The organism is Legionella donaldsonii (genome assembly GCF_900452385.1).
In the GTDB taxonomy this organism is placed as follows: Bacteria; Pseudomonadota; Gammaproteobacteria; order Legionellales; family Legionellaceae; genus Tatlockia; species Tatlockia donaldsonii.
In genome coordinates, this window is the sequence record NZ_UGOA01000001.1 from 2,194,385 (window position 1) to 2,210,019 (window position 15,635).

A 15,635-nucleotide genomic window follows, 5' to 3' on the forward strand; every position below is an offset into this window, starting at 1 on the left:
TATTAATGTCTGACGATCAATATCTGGAGGCCTCTATGCATCTCGAAGTACTACAGGGTAATATTCAAGCTCTTATTCCTTGCTGCATCCCCATTGCTATTGGTAATTGATTGGCAACCGCCGTACCGATATTTTTTGCCATCCGCTCAAATACACTTTGCTTATAGCTATAGTCAATTACCTGGTCAATCTTGACGATATTACGGGCAATCTGGCCGCTGCTGGCAAAACCATCTATTAATCCACGATCTTTTGCCTGTTGACCTGTCCAAAAAAGCCCTGAGAAAGTCAGCTCATCAATTTTAAGACGATTGCCCCGCCCTTCTTTCACTTTTGCGATGAATTGCTGATGGACATCATCCAACATCGTTTGCAGAAGTTGTTTATCGCCAGGGGCAACTGGCGAAAACGGATCTAAAAAGCCTTTATTAATCCCTGCTGTTTGCAAGCGCCGGCTAACACCAATTTTTTGCATGGCATCAGTAAAACCAAACCCGTTATACAGAACACCAATCGAACCAACCATACTTGCAGGGTTAGCATAGATTTCCTCAGCTGCCGCAGCAAGATAATAAGCAGCCGAGGCACACATATCAACACACACGGCGTACGTTTTAATATCAGGGTATTTTTGACGGTAGTATTGCAGCGTATTGTACATATAATCAGCTTGCACCGCACTGCCGCCTGGGCTGTTAATCCGTATGATCAGAGCCTTCAAACCAGTATTTTTATAGGCATCGTCCAAACCCTTCGCAAAATTCTCAGCATTACCACTGTCTGTGTCGAATATCGTGCCATTCACATCAATCAAACCGACATGGGGTTTGGCACGTAAAACTTTATCCTCATCTTTATAAGTGGCGATAAGATAAATGACAAAGGCAAGTAACAATAAGTAAATGACTCTCTTCACCCAACGCCAACGGCGTTTACTCTTTTGTTCCCTCATAAATTCAATAACAATCTGGTTTAACAAGGTTTGGGAATCTGGATTCTCAGTCATCGGATTATTATTCATAGTTAATACTTGATATTGTCAAAAGAGCCCTCATTTTACGGGGTACTGCATCATTTAAACAATCATTTCCTGAAAAAGAGAGGCCTTTTTATGAGAATGGACAAGCTTACCTCAAAATTCCAAATGGCTTTAGCCGATGCTCAATCACTGGCGTTGGGGAGAGATAATGGTTTTATCGAACCGGAACATCTCATAAAAGCGCTGCTTGATCAGCAAGGGGGTAGTTGCCGGCCGTTGCTGACCAAGGCTGGTGTTAATTTATCACAACTGCGAACCTTAATAGACCAAGCACTCGATAAACTGCCTAAAGTCTCAGGTACTGGGGGCGATATCCATATTTCCAACGCTCTCGGACGCTTACTTAATCTCACCGATAAATTATCTCAACAAAGAAAAGATAGTTATATTTCCAGCGAAATATTTATCTTAGCAGCCATTAGCGAGGAAGGTACTCTTGCAAAACTATTAAAGCAGGCTGGTGCTGACAAACAAGCGATTGAAAAAGCGATCAATGACATTCGCGGTAATGAAACAGTGAATGATCCCAACGCCGAAGAACAAAGGCAAGCACTGGAAAAATATACGCTTGATTTAACGGAGCGTGCAGAACAGGGTAAGTTGGATCCAGTGATTGGCCGCGATGATGAAATCCGCCGTACTATCCAGGTGCTGCAACGGCGTACAAAAAATAATCCCGTCCTCATTGGGGAGCCGGGGGTGGGGAAAACAGCCATTGTGGAAGGCTTGGCGCAACGAATTGTTAATGGTGAAGTACCCGAGGGCTTAAAAGACAAACGTTTACTGTCTTTAGACATGGGCGCACTCATTGCTGGCGCTAAATTTCGTGGTGAATTTGAAGAGCGATTAAAAGCCGTCTTGAATGATTTAGCGAAACAAGAAGGGCAAATCATTTTATTTATCGATGAGCTTCATACCATGGTTGGTGCTGGGAAAGCAGAAGGCGCAATGGATGCAGGGAATATGTTAAAACCAGCTCTCGCCCGCGGTGAATTGCATTGTATTGGTGCCACAACACTGGATGAATACCGTCAATACATTGAGAAAGATGCAGCCCTTGAACGCCGTTTCCAGAAAGTGCTGGTTAACGAACCAAGTGTTGAAGATACCATAGCTATTTTACGCGGCTTAAAAGAACGTTATGAAGTCCATCACGGCGTTGAAATCACCGATCCTGCTATCGTTGCAGCCGCCACACTCTCTCATCGCTATATCAGTGACAGGCAATTACCTGATAAAGCCATTGATTTAATCGATGAAGCAGGTAGTCAGATCCGCATGGAAATTGATTCCAAACCGGAAAGCCTGGATAAACTTGACAGACGCCTCATCCAGTTGAAAATTGAGCGGGAGGCACTCAAAAAAGAACATGATGAAGCCTCTAAAAAACGCTTAGACGATTTACAAAAAACAATTCAGGAACTGGAAAAAAATTACGCTGACCTGGCCGAAATCTGGAAAACAGAAAAAGCCACCTTGCAAGGCGCAACCCAAATCAAGGAAGCCCTGGAACAAGCCAAAATTGAACTGGAAACAGCGAGAAGAGCTGGCGATCTGGCGCGCATGTCAGAATTACAATACGGCCGCATTCCCGAACTTGAAAAACAACTGAATCAGGTTTCTACCTCTGAACCCAGTGAAACAAGACTGGTACGTAACAAAGTTACCGAGGAAGAAATTGCTGACGTTGTTTCCAAATGGACTGGCATTCCCGTTTCTAAAATGCTGGAAGGTGAAAAGGAAAAATTGTTGCACATGGAGGAGGCCTTACATAAACGGCTCATTGGCCAAAATGAAGCCGTTGATGCAGTAGCCAATGCCATTCGTCGGTCACGAGCCGGCCTGTCTGATCCGAACCGCCCTATCGGTTCCTTTTTATTTCTTGGTCCAACAGGTGTTGGTAAAACAGAGCTTTGTAAAGCCTTGGCCGCTTTTCTCTTCGATACAGTAGACGCCATGGTGCGCATTGATATGTCTGAATTCATGGAAAAACATTCCGTTGCCCGCTTGATTGGCGCCCCACCTGGCTATGTAGGTTATGAAGAAGGGGGTTATTTAACTGAGGCTGTACGCCGCCGTCCTTATTCAGTGATCTTGCTGGATGAAATTGAAAAAGCGCACAGCGATGTCTTTAATATTCTTTTACAAGTTCTTGATGACGGGCGTTTAACGGATGGCCAAGGTAGGACGGTTGATTTTCGTAATACCGTGATTGTTATGACCTCCAACATCGGCTCCTCCCTGATTCAAGATATGGGCGCCAAACTCAATTATGAGCAGATTAAAACCGCTGTCATGGATTTAGTCAGTCAGCATTTCCGCCCCGAGTTCATCAATCGAATTGATGATTCCGTCGTATTCCATGCGTTAACGAAAGAGCAAATTGCCAATATCGCAACTATCCAAATTGGTTATTTGCAACAACGATTACAGCAGCAAAATATTATCCTGCAGGTGAGTCCCGATGCATTGGCCCACTTGGCTGAGGCGGGTTTTGATCCAGTCTATGGGGCAAGGCCATTGAAGCGGACTATTCAACAAAAATTGGAAAATCCATTGGCTCAGGCTTTATTAACAGGCCAATTTAAACCAGGTGATAAAATAAATGTTATCTGGAACGATGAACAATTGCAGTTTACCTCAGTTTGATAAAAGCAAGGCATCTCCTGCAGATGCCTTGCTGATTCATTAGACTTCTTTTCGCAACGCTACTGCATTGGAACATCGCTGGGTCGATACGATGTTCCAATACTCTGTACTAGCCTGTCCACAGCAGTTCTGCGCACCGTATCTCCTTGCTCTGTCAGTGCAGCGAGTTGCGAAAGAAGTCTGTTTACACAACCAATGTGAATTCCAGCCTGCTTTCTTTTTTCAACTCTTTCATTTGATTCAGCAAATCAGTTTCCATAGCATCAGCGCCCTCCCAAGCATCACATTTAATGGTGGACTCACCCGGTAATTTGATAAAAAATTTCAGCCCTTTAAAAGCAAGCTCAATGGTCTTCGTATCCAGTGTGTTATCCAAGTCCTCAATAACCTCACGGATTGCACTATCAAGATGAGGGTAAGGTACAGTTTGACAAGCTTTGAGGGGTAAGATATAAGCCCCTAAAAGAATGTGTTGATTGTAGATAGTCAATCTCTCTATCATTGTTTCCTCAAAATTAACACTGCTTTCTTCATCAATAACTAAATCATCCGGCAAAAGTTCCTTGATATACTGCGTGATACCACTTCCTAACTCCAGAGACAGTAAACACTTAATAATTTCTTCCCGTTTGATGGAATCTTTCGTGGCCAATTTTGTTTTTAAGAGCTTATCTAACGTGTTTAAACCATCCCTAACCTCTTTATCATATTTTTTTAATGATTTAGCTACCGATTGGATAAAACTAACATAATGTAGTTGCGCCTGTATCGGCGCTGCAACCAACTTAGCTTTAGCAATGATAAGATCAAGATTGGAAAAAAAATCAGCATCCCCTTTTATGTAGGTATATCGGTCACTCACACCCTCTTGCATTAAATACTGCTTATAAGCCCCGCAACAAACAGCAACTGTATGCGCATCAAAAACATTTCCTTTCTTGATAAGGGCTTCCCTCAAGGTAGTGTGTAAGGCGCAGGAATTGACAATAGTAATATTAAAATAATCCTCAATACGGGCTGCTTTGAAAAACTCATAAAGATTGATCTGTTCATGTTCCAAGCGCAATAAGCGATACATGAAGGCTCCCATCAAGATAGAAACAGCCTTCTTTACCTCAGCCTCCGTGCGAGGCTTAAGATCATTTTTTAATTGGCTAATACAAGCAATTTGTGAAAGACGTAATTCCTTAGGGATAGGAGTAAAAACCCAGGATGTTTTCTTTTTGACATTTTTACAATACTCGTCCTTTAACGTTTCAGCCTACGTTTCGCACCAAGATAAACGATTTTTATAATTATTCTGTTCAATAGCCAGGCAGGAGAAGCCTGTGCCACGCGCAGATTCTGCGGCAAGTCCATAGATTTCAAGAGCATACTGACCAAAATAAGAAATGATTTGTTGATGTACTGGTTTTAGATTAGTTACCACACGATGTTTTTGATCGTTTGTCAGGATGGTTACAACAGCTATCACGTTCATCAGCTCAGCAATCCATTTCATTGTGGGATTTTGTACTGGCTTACCCAGCTGATTGGGAAGTGCTTCATCATGCTCCTTTAAGCATTGCCTGATGTGAGCTTGAGCAAAATTGTACACCATGAGACAAAGCGTCATTACCATCATCAAGGCTGTAATTCGCTCAGGTGTTTTAAGGAAGAAAGAGTCCAGTTCGAAGGCATTGTTTTTCATGAATTTAAAGCTTGATTCGACACAGGATTGCTCTTTATATTGTTGAAGCATGGCATGATTATTCAATAGCGAGCTATCACATTGATTACTGGCCAAAATAAAGCGTCCCAGTGTTTCTTTTTTAGCACCCACCCTCTCCAGACAGGTAGAAAGACAGGCTTGTATTTGATATCCAATCACCATTTTTTGAGCTCCAGGTTTTGGGCGACCTTTCCCTGTATGGCGTTCAACAGGTAGAATCTCATAATGAATTTGGTGGTATTTGAGTGATTTGATGAGCGGTTTTAATGCCTGCTTTGCATCGTCAGGACATTGAAAGACCTGGTGACCAAGATGCCATAAGGATTTAATGAGCTCTTGAGATTTTTTATCCAAATGCCTCTGAAAAGTCTTTAGCTCTCGCAACCTCGCCTGTTGCGACTCAATCAAAACCCAGCGTTGTGGAATACCATAAAGAACCGTTTCATGAACACTTCCACGATAGTTTGCATCAAACGGCTCCCAGGTCAGAGCATCACAAGGCTTGTTCAACAATACTTTGGCTTCATTAAGCTGTGCAGGTACTCGGGTTATCCAAAACACGTTATTGAGGCTTGCCAACTGCTCTGGAACATAAAAGGCGGCATCAACCACAAAACAAAGGCCATCAGGCATCCCATGAATACTTTGTGTAAACGCTTGCACCCTCCTAACCGTCTCTTGGAAACTTGTTTTATCACTACTATTCCCATCTAAGGCCTCCATCCATAAGGGGATATTCGCAGCTCCTCCTTGTACTAGTGACAGCATCACTTGCTTTAGATCAGAGCGATTCGCTTTGGAATATCCGTAGTCTGGTTGCGCAATCCCGGGCGCGGCCTCTTCTGTGTCATAGCGGCCGTAAAGAACAAAGCTTGTACTGTCTAAATGCAGTCTCTGGCTTAGTAAATTTTTTTCTCGGGCAATCTCAAAAGCCAATTCCGAATAAAGCCTGGTCACACCGTATTCTGCGATTTTATCCAGGCAGCGACCAAGACTGTCATCATTCAGGTGTGCCGCGTCTAGTTCTGAACCAAGCAGTTGAGCCACAGGCTTATCTTGGAAAAAATGCGGCGTCATATACAACCGGCTATTCATAAAACCCAACCCATTGATAACCATCGCCGCTACTCGACGACCATAGCTTACCACGCCTCCTTTTTTTTCATTTAACTCAAGGCGTGCATCAATTCTCTCTATTATCCCTAATTCTCTAATCGTTGCTGCAACAAGTCCTAAATGCCCCAATTGCTCTGAACTTACTGTATCTCGATTCAGCATCCTTCTCTCCAATAGGTCTTTGGGAGACAAGGGTACCTGATTCTTCTCTTGTGGGCTGTGATCTTTTTCTTATATCGGCTTGATCTTTTTCTCAATTTAACTAATGCGATAATTCCTTGGGGATAATTCTAATTTTAGCTTTTTCATGCTGCGGAATGTCCGTTTCAGCGATACTGCACAGATTAGAATAACTAACAACAACATAGCGCGATGCAAACTTATTAAAATACCCTTCTAATTGATCAGTTTCTTCACATAGTTTTTCAAAAGATGGCGGCTCATACCCCATATATTCTCCTTGGCATTTCTTTGTCCAGCCACAGCCACTGTCCATTTATTTAGCGCAGCTGCTGCTCCCAATTCCTTGCGTTGGGAGCTTCTATTTTTATAACAATCTGCCAAAGAATTTGCAATCAACGAATGCCTTATTTGCTATTTGTTAAAGCGCAAATCAATCTGTGAAACCAGATCTTGATGAATATTACCAAAGCCACGATTAGACATAATCAATACAGCATCACCAGGCTGTACCGTATCAACCACCGCATTAACAATTGCATCGGTACTAGGTAACACCTGATGCGGACAAATCCAATCTTTCACCACATTAGCCAGACTAAATTGCTCGGGGTTCAACACAAAGGCACCATCTACAGGCGCTAAAGCCTCTGACATAGCACCAACATGCACGCCTGTCCGCATGGTATAAGAGGCAAATTCAAGAACAGCGAAAATACGCTGATGCCTTCCACTTTGTTTAAGTGCCTTAATGGTCTTGTTTATTGCGGTAGGGTGGTGTGCAAAATCATCATAAACAGTGATCCCATGACGATTGGATTTTACTTCCAAACGTCGCTTAACGGGATTAAATTCTGCTAATGCTTTGGCTGCTGTTTCGGCATCGACTCCGGCAAAAGAACTCGCCGCAATTGCTGCCAAGCCGTTTTCAACATTAAATTGACCAATCAAAGGCCAGTTTACTTCCGTCACGACCTTCCCCTGATGCCATACACGGAAAGTCTGACCGCTATCATCAAGCAACTCAGCCCGCCAAGTCGCATCCCCACTAAACGCCAAATCATTAACAGTGGAAAAAACGCCACGTGCAAGAACTTCGTTTAAGGCAGCATCATCACGAGGCTTAATAACCACCCCTTTGGCAGGAATAGTCTTTAAATAATAATGAAATTGCTGCTGAATAGCAGCGAGGTTTTCGTAGATATCAGCATGATCAAATTCCAAATTATTTAAAATCGCTACTTCAGGCCGATAATGCATGAGTTTAGGTCGTTTATCAAAAAATGCGCTATCGTACTCATCCGCTTCAATAACAAACCATTCCCCTTCTCCCAAATTGGCACTGGTATTAAAATTAGGTGCTACCCCACCGATTAGGAAACCAGGTTGTAAACCTGCCTGATGCAAAATAAAAGCAAGCATAGAGGTTGTCGTTGTTTTGCCATGCGTACCAGAAACAGCCATTACGCGATAGCGAGGCAAAATGTTTTCAGCTAACCACTGCGGACCTGAAGTATAATTCTTACCGGCATTCAGCACTGCTTCCAGAACAGGCATTCCTCTTTTGATAGCATTGCCGACAATCACGCAATCGGCCTTCAATGCTTGTGTACTGTCCTCATAACCTTCCGTCCATTCAATACCTTTTGCCTGCAATAAATCACTGACTGGCGGATAGCAATTCGCATCACATCCTGTCACTTTAAAACCAGCATCCCTCGCTAATAAAGCAAGAGCACTCATAAAAGTTCCGCTAACACCCAAGATATGTAAATGCATAAATAGTCCTATCACCAAAATGAAACAGTTAAAATATTACAAGCCAATAAACCAACACTTGCTAAAATTGAAGCTAGATTATCCACTTCCAGAGCATGTTTATAGATATGAGCAGTGATTAAAAATTGCCAAACAGTCAATACCAAAGTAAGAATCAAATACAAAATTCCAAAGAATAAAACGAATGTTGGATTGATAGTTGAATTAAAAATTGGTGCCACCAATAATAAAGGCATAGCAAATATATGAACAATTAAATGGCTTACCAAAAGCGCAGTTAACGTTTGGGCAAAGCGATTGGTTTTTCGATAAACTTTTAATAATACAAAAGTATAAATAAAATAGGAACAAAGCAAACTAAGGCCAGCAAAAATTGATGTTATTAATTTAAATTCCTTTTGTACATCGGTGATGTACCATTGCAGAATAATCAAAGCAAGGAATAAAAAAGCAACCAACCCCAGTAAAAAATGAGAATAAGGGGTGTTTGCCGGTGTTTCCTTAAAAATGCAAACTCTCCAATAACGCTTAAAAAGCATGTCCCACATACCTGTGTCCTATCAATAAATTTAAATACCTTTCTGGGGGCTGTTGACATTTCTATTACCTTCGCGACTTATTTACCTTATGTAAACAATGCTGCGATGCTCATAAATCCATGTTTTTCAACTCAAGCCAGCGAAATGTCAACAGACCCAACTCTCTCTTAAAGTGAAAGAAAATCATCAAGTCTGGCGTTTCTTGATAATACTCACTTGTTGTACGACCGGTTGTCGCCAGGGACCGGAAATCTTGTAAGTATAGCCACTGATTCTCTGCATTCCCTGATTAATAATTTTAGAGGCTACCCAAGTGGCAATTCCTGCTATTGGGCCACCTGCAATTGTTGCCACAACCGGTAAACTTGCTGTGATGTGAGGAGAGACTTTCAAATTAACATCATACAGTTGTTTTACTACATCCAGGTTTCCTTTCATACTGGCATAAGCTACAGGACCATCGATATAACTATCTTGTGTAGTCAGGACCCCTTTTGCCAGAGTAAAGCTTCCACTAAATTCATCAAAACTGTAACCGGCTTGTGAAAGATCACTGAAATCCAATTTCAAGCGTCTGGGTATAGTTTGCAAACTAAGAATACTTAACAACTTTCCTAAGCCAAGTTTTTCCTCCGTTTCTGGGCTTAAATTGGTAATACGACCATTTTTAAAACTGATCCCCATTTGCCCAACAACATTGACTAAGGAAAAATCATGAAAAGCACCTGGCCAACTCCCCTGAAATCTTACATCTCCTCGATGCGCTTCAACCACTGGGCTAATTTCCCAACTAACCAAACTTTTTGCTAAATCATTAATGTGTAAATCGGCACGAAGTCTCGTTGTATTTATTTTGCCTTCTTGCTGCCACTGCCCTTTTGCGCTTAGTAGATAGTATGGTGATTCCATTTTAAAGGATTCAAGTTGCCATAAATTATTTGCTCTGCTTGTTTTTAGGGTTACGTCACCTAGATTTAGACTATCAAATTGAAAAGAATGAATACTCAGATCAAGATTTGGCATCTCGGCAGGTTTAAGAGTCCAGGGAGTCGCCTCCCCTAATTTATCCGCGTCAGCCTGTTTGGTAAGACTTAATTTATCAAAAACCCCCGTTAAGCTATTGGTTGATGGCTGATATTTCAAGTTCGCAGCCAATCTTTCCTGTTCGAGGTGGATAGACCAGGAATTATTTGTTGATTTTACTGCTTTGACTGCTAAATCCTTATAATTTTCGCGCCATATCTTCGCTTCGCGCAATTTGAATTCAACATAATTAAGGACATCCATCAAGCCTTTTTTAGTTCTTAAATCCGACAATTTTTCCCAAGTAGCAAGCCATTCTTGTAAATTAAAAGTAGTCAGGGCGCCAACCAGGCGTAATCCTTTTTGTTTTTGCTCCATCGGAGGTTGGTTAGTATCACCTACCAGAATTTCTCCTTTTTGTAAGAGATATTCGTCTTTAGAACCAGAAAACCATAAATCACTACGTAGCCGATTATCATAATTAAAACGTACCCGGATTGCTTTTTGAGGATTAAAATCAATATCGATTGTTAAGGGCGTTTTTACACCAGCCAACTTCCCTAAAGGTGAGGGTAAATCAATACTTAGCCCCTGCAGAGAAGTGTGAATACGCAAATGATCCAAATCACTGGGATCATCGGTTAACGTTAATAAACTTTCTAACCATAAGGAGCCATGCATTAGAGAAAAAATAGGTAAATTAAATTTACTACGTACCACATCCATTGTTGTTTTACCTTTAATCCGAACTTCTGTGTAAGGCTCAGGATGGCGAATTGATCGAATAAGAATGGCGACAGGATACCCCATAATAATCGCTTTTAAGTCACTGTCTAAAATTCCCTGCTGATCAAATTGCAAAGTACCATTTAACTTATTTAATTGCACATCATCCAAAGTATGATGTACATCGACGGTGTTATTTATAAAGGCTAGATCGCCTAGCGCTAAAACATCATCGTTTTCAGGATAAAGTGGCGCCTCCAATTGGAGATCAAGTTCCAGTAGGCCTTTCATTTTAAGCATGTTTAAAACAGATAATTTTTTATTTAAAGGAGACGATAAAATATAGGACTGAGCTTTACCGGAGTCTGTTGTCATTTTGCTATGGATAAGTAAAGTTTCTTTGTCCAATCCAATATCATTGACACGCAAATTTCCTTTCTCTGCAACAATGCCTTTGAGATCAGCATGAACAATATCTGCTTCTAAAGCTCTTTTGTTGACCCGTAAATAACCTTCAATGTCTTTCGTTAACGGCCAGTTAGGAGCGAAAACCAAATCCACACCGGTTAAATAGCTTTTGATCGCAAACTCACCGGGTTGTTTATCAAAAGGAAAATCCGCAACCAATCCATTAACGGTCAACTCACCACTGGCGGTTGCAATACGTTTAACATCCTGTTTCAGCCAAATAGCCAGTTTCGGTTTCAAATGTTTGACTGGCAAATAAGGCAGCCATTTATGCGCATCATTGGCTGAAAATTCCGCTGTCAAACGTAAATTACCTGCTGAGTTGGTTGATACTTCGTCAACTACTCCCTGAGCACTGAGCAATAGATTGGGATGCTTTAAGACAAGTCGCTCCATACTTAAGCGCATACCATGACTTAATTCTTTCCAATCAAAAGCAGCATTAAGCGTTTCAAAGGTGATTGGTGGCTGATTTTTATCGTCAATGACTGTTTTCTCACCATCGAGTTCTAAACGCCCTTCGGTCGGCTGCCAATGAATGACTCCTGAAAGATTATCTACGCCCGGACGGGTTTCCTGAGCCAGCCACCCCAATTTTGAGAAACGTGTCAAGATATAAGCAATACCACCGTCTTTAATATGCACTTGTGTATCATGAAACTGTCCATGCGGTTTCATAGCCAAAACTGTACTTATATTATTTGGCCAAGGGATCGATGTAGAAAACAACGATTGCAACAGAATATTTTTTATAAAAATAAAATAATCATGGTTGGATCTCTCATAACGAACCAACAAAGAATTTTCAGGCCACAGCGTATCTCCCAAACGTAATTTTATGTGGTCTCCTGCCAATTGCCAGCCTTCTTTCGTAGGATTCCAGGCTAAATTTGCTTTTAATGATTGCACCAATTGATTTTTTTGGGTTTGAGTATCATCCCAGGCTAGATGATCCAGATCCAATCTTGCCTGAACATTTTCTAATTGCCCTGCGCCAACATCAGCCCATACCTGTATATCCCCCTTTCCACCTAACAGATGAATACGCGATTGAGGGAAAAAGCTTTGCCATTGTGCTAGCAGAAGATCATCAACGGAGAAAAATGCATGGCCAACAGTCTTATTCAAGGCGCGGGGGTCGAGGTACATTTCAGCGAGCAATTGAAAATCAGTCCGCGTCGTTTGCGCAAGGTGTGCCTTACCTTTGATACGATAACGCCCAGACCGATTAGCAATGGTAAGATTAAATTCGCGTACAGGAATTAGTGTGCCATTCTCCAGATAAATCTGGGCAGAGAGATTTTTAATGATAATTTTTTGCTGACTCAGGATCCAGGCAAGAATAGGCTTATAAGTATCTGTATCCCAAGTCATTGTTGACTTATTAGAACCGGTTAAACCATCAACCTGCCATTGCCCATTTTTTTGACGCAGGGTTAAGTGTAGCTCATCAAGAAACAATACACCTGGTTGAATTTGCCAGTGCCAAAGGGAACTAAAAATATTGATACCAACCAATAGCTTGTCAAGCTTGATAAGTTTCTGTTTGCCGTCTGAAATACTCACCTGCTTTAATTTGATTACTGGTTCAAACCAATACCATCCAGTCTCCATAGTATGAATACTAACGGGCTCACCAAGTAAGGTTGATAAATGATGCTCTACTTCCTTCTTGTATTGCTTAGCCCAAGGGGTAAGCGCGCGGAAAAGGCTAGAAATAACCGCGGCAGTAATAATCAAGATGGCCAGAGGCATCCAGCATCGCTTTAAAAATTTAATCACCGCGTTTTGTTGAGTTAGTGGTAGAGTTTTTACTATACCACTGCTTTTGCGCGTACTCATCACTTTCTTTCTGCTCAGCACGTTCTCTTTTAAGGTTTTGTTGTTGCTCAACCCGCTCAATCAGTTTTTTTACAGCATCTTGCTCGGATTTTACCTGTAAATAAATTGTTTCGCATTTTAAACGTTGCTTTGCAAATTGCGCTAATTGTTGATTGAGTTGAGACAAAGCCATATCAAGCTGGGCAATGAAATCAATACGATTACGTACCCGACCGACTGTACACCCCGCATCGCCTAAATTACTCAGTTGCTGCATATAGTCCTGTCGATAACCGAGCAATTGTTCATGTTTCATTTTGCCTGTTATAAATTGCTCACGAGCACGAATTAAATCTTCCATCGCAGTGCGGGTTGCCTGTTCTTTTAATTCAAGAATCCGCAATAATCGGGTTATCCGCTGTTTCATGCGTTTTCCAGTAACTCAGCCAAGTCTTGTAAAAGAGCTATACTAGTTGAAAAATCAACCTTTTCATCCATTCCTTGAGCAATATAGTCCCTAATTTTTTCTCGATACGCAATGGCTTTATCCAATTGCTGATCACTCCCTTTTGCATAAGCACCTAACAAAATCAAATCCTTATTTTTTTCATAAATCGAAAGGTATTTCTTCAGTAATAGCATTTGTTTCATTTGGGCTTCTGGAACAATGGCCGGCATAACACGACTAATCGAGGCTTCTAAATCAATGGCTGGAAATTGCCCTGACTCCGCCAACTCACGATCCAAGACAATATGCCCATCAAGAATAGCACGGGCCGCATCCGCAATCGGATCCTGTTGATCATCACCTTCGGTGAGAACAGTATAAAAAGCGGTTATCGAGCCACTTCCGGGTTTGCCATTACCCGCCCGCTCAACTAACTGGGGTAATTTAGCAAAAACCGAAGGAGGATAACCTTTTGTTGCCGGAGGTTCACCGATGGATAAAGCGATTTCTCGTTGCGCCTGGGCAAACCGTGTTAAAGAATCAATGAGTAACAATACATGCTTACCCTGATCACGAAAATACTCTGCAATGCTGGTTGCTACCATCCCTCCATGCAGACGCATTAAAGGACTCTCATCAGCAGGCGCTGCTACAACAACGGCCCGCTTTAACCCTTCTTCACCCAAATTACACTCGATAAATTCTTTGACCTCTCTTCCTCGCTCACCAACTAAACCAACAACCACTAAATCTGCTGCTGTAAAGCGAGTCATAATACTAAGTAACACCGATTTACCCACACCACTGCCAGCAAATAAACCAATACGCTGACCGCGTCCCACCGTGAGTAGACCATTAATTGCCCGCACACCGACATCTAAAGGTGTTTCTATAGCAGCTCGTTTTAAAGGATTAAAAGGCTGGCTCATCAAAGGATAATTCTGCGTAGTATCCAGAGGACCGCCCTCATCAATAGCAATACCTGCCCCATTAAGTACCCTGCCTAACAAGTCGTTGCTTACGCCCACTTGCGCCACTTTGCCACTCGGAACAATTAACATGCCAGGTCCAATACCCTGTGTATGTCCTATGGACATCAAATAAGCATTTTCATTATCAAAACCGACCACTTCGGCCTCAACGCGGTCATTATCGCTAATTTTCACCCAGCAACGTGCACCTACTGGTAGATGAAAGCCTTGTGCTTCCAAGGTTAAACCAATTGCTCGACTCACGCGCCCACAATGAATCAGCCCCCTGTCTGGTTTTGTGCGCAGTATTTTTAAAGCGTTGGTTAATTGCGATTCATAAATTTTCATTGTGAATCTTTGTTGTTAGTTGACTCGGCCCCATCTTCAAGCAAATAATTTTTGAATAATTTTTGCAAACGGGTTTTCAAACGTCCATCAAGTTCGCCGTATTCATTTTTTAAATAAAAATCACCTCTCGATAAAGAGGGATCAGCAACCAATAGCGCCGTCAATCCTGCTACCTGCTGTTCACTCAATTCATTCAATAACCACTCCACATCCAAGGGATTCATAACCAGCTCTCTATCACCTTGCAACGTAGAAAATTCACGTTTTATTTCTTCGAGTAACGTTAATAATTTTTTCGGATGAATTGATAACTCAATACCAATACAGGCTTCACAAATCCAGGCAATGGTTTGGACGATTTCTTGACTCAAAGCATCATCCAGTAATTCGACTGGGTTTTGGATTAGAGTCAGCCAAGAGGCTAATTCTTGTCTTTTTTGTTGTAATTCCGCCGCGGCTTGTTGCATACCTTCTTCGTAAGCAGCTTTTTTAACTTCTTCTCGTAAACGTGCGCATTCCTTAGCAAACTCTTCCTTTTCATCAATTTCGATGACTGGTTCTGGTTCTGGCATTTTCATTTGCCAGACATCAAAAGCATCCTTATCTTTTTCTTCATATAAGGGCTGGAAATCGTTATCCACACTAGTCCTCTTAGCATCTATAGATCGATACAGTTCCATAATTATTTTGATAACAAACCCGTTGGCTCTAAGTGCTTGTTAATTAATTCGCTAAAAATAAAACAACAACGTTTATTGACCAGCGTTACAGCGAAGCGCAGGAAATGATCATCAGTTCATTTCTAGCCGAATTAATT

At 41.7% G+C, this 15,635-nt stretch carries 11 protein-coding genes; 1 reads left to right on the forward strand and 10 read right to left on the reverse strand.

Annotation, left to right across the window (positions count from 1 at the left end; translation table 11 throughout):
• Positions 1-64: 64 nt before the first annotated feature.
• Positions 65-1,021 carry a S49 family peptidase gene (locus DYC89_RS09915; RefSeq protein WP_115221635.1) on the reverse strand — a complete coding sequence of 319 codons (957 nt, stop codon included), beginning with the start codon at positions 1,019-1,021 and terminating at the stop codon, positions 65-67.
• 90 nt (positions 1,022-1,111) lie between these two features.
• On the opposite strand from DYC89_RS09915, the gene clpB reads away from it, so the two are divergent.
• Positions 1,112-3,688 (forward strand): ATP-dependent chaperone ClpB, encoded by a 2,577-nt coding sequence (clpB, locus tag DYC89_RS09920; RefSeq protein WP_115221636.1) that lies wholly within the window; start codon positions 1,112-1,114, stop codon positions 3,686-3,688.
• Positions 3,689-3,872: 184 nt separating this feature from the next.
• Here the strand turns inward: clpB and DYC89_RS09925 are convergent, their stop codons facing one another.
• The 9 genes from DYC89_RS09925 to DYC89_RS09965 form a co-directional block, all read right to left on the reverse strand.
• Positions 3,873-4,766, reverse strand: coding sequence for a hypothetical protein (locus DYC89_RS09925; protein ID WP_115221637.1), 894 nt, complete (start codon positions 4,764-4,766; stop codon positions 3,873-3,875).
• A 183-nt stretch (positions 4,767-4,949) separates the two neighbouring features.
• On the reverse strand, positions 4,950-6,677 hold the full coding sequence (locus DYC89_RS09930) for an IS1634 family transposase (RefSeq protein ID WP_115220201.1): 1,728 nt from the start codon (positions 6,675-6,677) through the stop codon (positions 4,950-4,952).
• A 100-nt stretch (positions 6,678-6,777) separates the two neighbouring features.
• Complete coding sequence (locus DYC89_RS09935) at positions 6,778-6,966, reverse strand: hypothetical protein (protein WP_115221638.1); 189 nt, start codon at positions 6,964-6,966, stop codon at positions 6,778-6,780.
• 143 nt (positions 6,967-7,109) lie between these two features.
• The gene (mpl, locus tag DYC89_RS09940) at positions 7,110-8,474 is read right to left on the reverse strand and encodes a UDP-N-acetylmuramate:L-alanyl-gamma-D-glutamyl-meso-diaminopimelate ligase (RefSeq protein ID WP_115221639.1); all 1,365 of its coding nucleotides are present in this window, start codon (positions 8,472-8,474) and stop codon (positions 7,110-7,112) included.
• A gap of 11 nt (positions 8,475-8,485) precedes the next feature.
• Positions 8,486-9,022: a hypothetical protein gene (locus tag DYC89_RS09945; RefSeq protein ID WP_115221640.1), complete on the reverse strand. Its 537-nt coding sequence runs from the start codon at positions 9,020-9,022 to the stop codon at positions 8,486-8,488.
• Positions 9,023-9,199: 177 nt separating this feature from the next.
• Positions 9,200-13,072, reverse strand: coding sequence for a YhdP family protein (locus DYC89_RS09950; protein ID WP_115221641.1), 3,873 nt, complete (start codon positions 13,070-13,072; stop codon positions 9,200-9,202).
• Positions 13,005-13,478, reverse strand: coding sequence for a flagellar export protein FliJ (gene fliJ, locus DYC89_RS09955; protein ID WP_115221642.1), 474 nt, complete (start codon positions 13,476-13,478; stop codon positions 13,005-13,007). The genes DYC89_RS09950 and fliJ overlap by 68 nt, the downstream gene beginning before the upstream one ends.
• A complete protein-coding gene (fliI, locus tag DYC89_RS09960) occupies positions 13,475-14,818 on the reverse strand; it encodes a flagellar protein export ATPase FliI (RefSeq protein ID WP_115221643.1) in 1,344 nt (447 codons plus the stop codon). The genes fliJ and fliI overlap by 4 nt, the downstream gene beginning before the upstream one ends.
• Positions 14,815-15,459, reverse strand: coding sequence for a FliH/SctL family protein (locus DYC89_RS09965; RefSeq protein ID WP_181879372.1), 645 nt, complete (start codon positions 15,457-15,459; stop codon positions 14,815-14,817). Before DYC89_RS09965 ends, fliI begins: the two co-directional genes overlap by 4 nt.
• Positions 15,460-15,635 lie beyond the last annotated feature (176 nt).